Below are 3579 nucleotides of genomic sequence, written 5' to 3' on the forward strand. Positions count from 1 at the left end.
GGGGGGGGGGGGGGGGGGGGGCGGGCCCCCCCCCCCCCGGCCCCCCGTCCGACTTTCGGATGATGCCCGGGGGAACCGCGGGCGCGTATCGTCCGTTCAGCCCTGCGTCACGACAGCGGAGTCGTGCCCGTCCTGCCGACCGCCCTCTGGAGTGAGCGTGTTCCGACTTGCCCGCCTGTCCCTGGCGAACCGCGCCGTCGTCGCCCTGGCGACCGTCGCGATCCTCGTCTTCGGGGTGATGAGCCTGGGCTCCCTGAAGCAGGAGCTCATCCCGTCCCTCGAGCTCCCCGCCGGAGCCGTCGTCGCCGTGTACCCCGGCGCGTCACCCGAGGTGGTCGAGGAGCGCGTCACCGAGCCGCTCGAGGCCGCCGCGCAGTCCGTCGAGGGGATCGAGTCGATCGGCTCGACGGCGTCGACCGGCAGCTCCGTCACGACCGTCCAGTTCACGTACGGCACCGACATGGACGCCGCCACGCAGCGCCTGCAGACCGCGATCACGCGCACGCAGTCGCAGCTGCCGGAGGACGTCGAGCCGCAGGTGATCACCGGGTCGCTCGACGACCTGCCCGTCATCCAGCTCGCCGCCGCGGGCGCCGACGGCTCCGTGGACGCCGCCGCGCTGGCGGACACGGTGGAGACGGTCGTGGTGCCGGCGCTGGAGGACGTCGACGACGTGCGGTCCGTGGCCGTGACCGGCGGCGAGACCGACCAGGTGCTCGTCGACGTGGACACGAAGAAGCTGGCGAAGGCCGGCCTCACCACCGACGACGTGGCGTCCGTCCTCAAGGACAACGGCGTCGTGCTGCCCGCCGGCACCATCACCGACGACGACGTCACCTACTCTGTCCAGGCCGGCTCCAGCATCGACAGCGTCAAGGAGCTCAAGGCGCTGCCCCTGGTCGTGACCCCGGACGCCGCGGCCGCCGCCGGGGCGTCGAGCACCGGCGACGCCACGGGCGGCACCACGGGCGAGACCGGCGACGGCACGGGCGCCCCGCCGGCCGCGGCCGGCCAGGCCGACCCGACCGCCACCCAGGCGCCGCAGGCGCCCGAGCCCGTGGTCCTCTCCGACGTCGCCACCGTCAAGGTGGTTCCGGTCGACGCGACCTCCCACTCCCGCCTGGACGGCGAGCCGTCGCTGGGCGTCGCCATCACCAAGACCCCCGACGGCAACACCGTCGACGTCTCGCACGCCGTCCAGGACGCGCTGGACGACCTGAAGCCCGAGCTCGCCGCCGCCGGCGTCACCACCGCCGTCGTCTTCGACCAGGCGCCGTTCATCGAGGAGTCGATCAGCGGCCTCGCCACCGAGGGCGGGCTGGGCCTCGTGTTCGCGGTCCTCGTGATCCTCGTCTTCCTCATGTCGGTGCGGTCCACGCTGGTGTCGGCCGTGTCGATCCCGCTGTCGCTGGCCGCCACGTTCGTGGTCATGAACCTCACGGGCTACACGCTCAACATCCTCACGCTGGGCGCCCTGACCATCTCGATCGGCCGCGTCGTGGACGACGCGATCGTCGTCATCGAGAACATCAAGAGACACCTGTCGTACGGCGAGGAGAAGAAGGCCGCCATCCTCACCGCGGTGCGCGAGGTGGGCGGCGCCATCGCGGCGTCGACCATCTGCACCGTCGCGGTGTTCGCGCCCATCGCGTTCGTCAGCGGCATGGTGGGCGAGTTGTTCCGCCCGTTCGCCATGACGGTCACCATCGCGATGCTCTCGTCGCTCGTCGTGGCCCTCACGATCGTGCCCGTCCTGGCGTACTGGTTCGTCAAGACGCCCGCCGTGCCCGCCACGCCCGAGGAGGCCGAGCAGGTGCGCGAGGCCGCCGAGGCCAAGGAGCGCCGCGGCCTGTGGCAGCGGGCGTACGTGCCGAGCCTCGGCGCGGCCCTGCGCCACCCGTGGGTGACGCTCGTCATCGCGGTCGCCGTCCTCGGCGGCACGCTCGCGATGGTGCCGCGCCTGGAGACCAACTTCATCGGCGACTCCGGCCAGGACACCGTCACGGTGACCCAGACGTTCGAGCCCGGCGCGTCGCTCGAGGCGCAGGACGCCGCGGCGTCCGACGTCGAGGACGCCCTCGACGGCGTCGACGCGGTGCAGAGCGTGCAGACCACGGTCGGCACGGGAGACGCCGCGCAGGCCGCCTTCATGGGCGGCGGCTCCGCCCCGAAGGCCACGTTCTCGATCACGCTCGACCCCGACGCCGACGCCGTCGCCGCCCAGGACGAGATCCGTGACGCCGTCGAGCCGCTGGCCGACGAGGGCGTCACGACCGGGGTCAGCGTCTCCGGCGGTGACTCCGGCTTCGGGTCCAGCACGGTGGACCTCGTGGTCCGCTCGCACGACGAGGACGGTCTCGCCACGGCGGCGCAGCAGGTCACCGACGCGGTGTCCGGGCTGGACGGCGTGGCCGAGGTGAGCAACAACCTGTCCGCCGCGCAGCAGGTGGTGCAGGTGGACGTCGACCGGGACGAGGCGGCCGCGCTGGGCCTCACGGAGACCCAGGTGTCCGGCATCGTCGCGGGCGCGATGGACCCCGAGCAGACCGTGGGCCAGGTGGACGTCGGCGACGGCCCCACCGACGTCGTCGTGAAGTCCGGCGACGCGCCGGCCACCCAGGCCGAGATCGAGGACCTCGAGCTCCCGACGGCCACCGGCATGGTGCCGCTCACCGACGTCGCCACCGTCGAGAAGGTCGACGTGCCCACGTCGATCTCCCGCACCGACGGCGAGCGCTCGGCCACCGTGTCCGTGACGCCCGAGACGCAGGACGTCGGCACGCTGAGCGCCGACATCACGGCCGCCACCGACGGGCTGGACCTGCCGGCCGGCGCCACCGTCGAGGTGGGCGGCGTCGCCGCCGACCAGGCGGACGCCTTCGCCGACCTCGGCCTGGCGCTCGTCGCGGCGATCGCCATCGTCTACCTCGTGATGGTCGCGACCTTCGGGTCGCTGGTGCAGCCGCTCATCCTGCTGGTGTCGGTGCCGTTCGCGGCCACGGGCGCGCTGCTGGCGCTGCTGGCCACGGACACGCCGCTGGGCGTGCCCGCGCTGATCGGCGTGCTGATGCTCATCGGCATCGTGGTCTCGAACGCCATCGTGCTCATCGACCTCATCAACCAGTACCGCGAGCGCGGGAAGACGCTGGACGACGCCGTGCACGAGGGCGCCCGCAAGCGTCTGCGGCCGATCGTCATGACGGCGCTCGCGACGATCTTCGCGCTCACCCCGATGGCGGTCGGGATCACCGGCGGCGGCTCGTTCATCAGCCAGCCGCTCGCGCTGGTGGTCATCGGCGGCCTCGTGTCGTCCACGCTGCTGACGCTGTTCGTCGTGCCGGTGATCTACACGCTCATCGAGCGGCGCAAGGAGCGGCGCCGGGTCAAGCGCGACTCCCGCGCCCTGCGCAAGGCGGAGAAGGCCGCCGCCCGCGCGGCCGACAAGGCGGAGAAGGCCGAGGAGGCCGCCGCCGTCGCCCGCCGCGCGGCGGACACCGCCTGACCGCGCCCTGCCCCTCACCCCACTGTGTTGTGAGCGGGATCTTGGCCCTGTTTCGCGTCGAAACAGGGCCAAGATCC

General features: G+C 72.9%; 1 protein-coding gene. It reads left to right on the forward strand.

The window, feature by feature from the left end; all coding sequences use genetic code 11:
* Positions 1–157: 157 nt before the first annotated feature.
* Positions 158–3502: an efflux RND transporter permease subunit gene (locus ACFWDO_RS21290; protein ID WP_380326931.1), complete on the forward strand. Its 3345-nt coding sequence runs from the start codon at positions 158–160 to the stop codon at positions 3500–3502.
* Positions 3503–3579: the final 77 nt, after the last annotated feature.

This window comes from Isoptericola sp. NPDC060185, from assembly GCF_042728595.1.
Lineage (GTDB): Bacteria > Actinomycetota > Actinomycetes > Actinomycetales > Cellulomonadaceae > Isoptericola.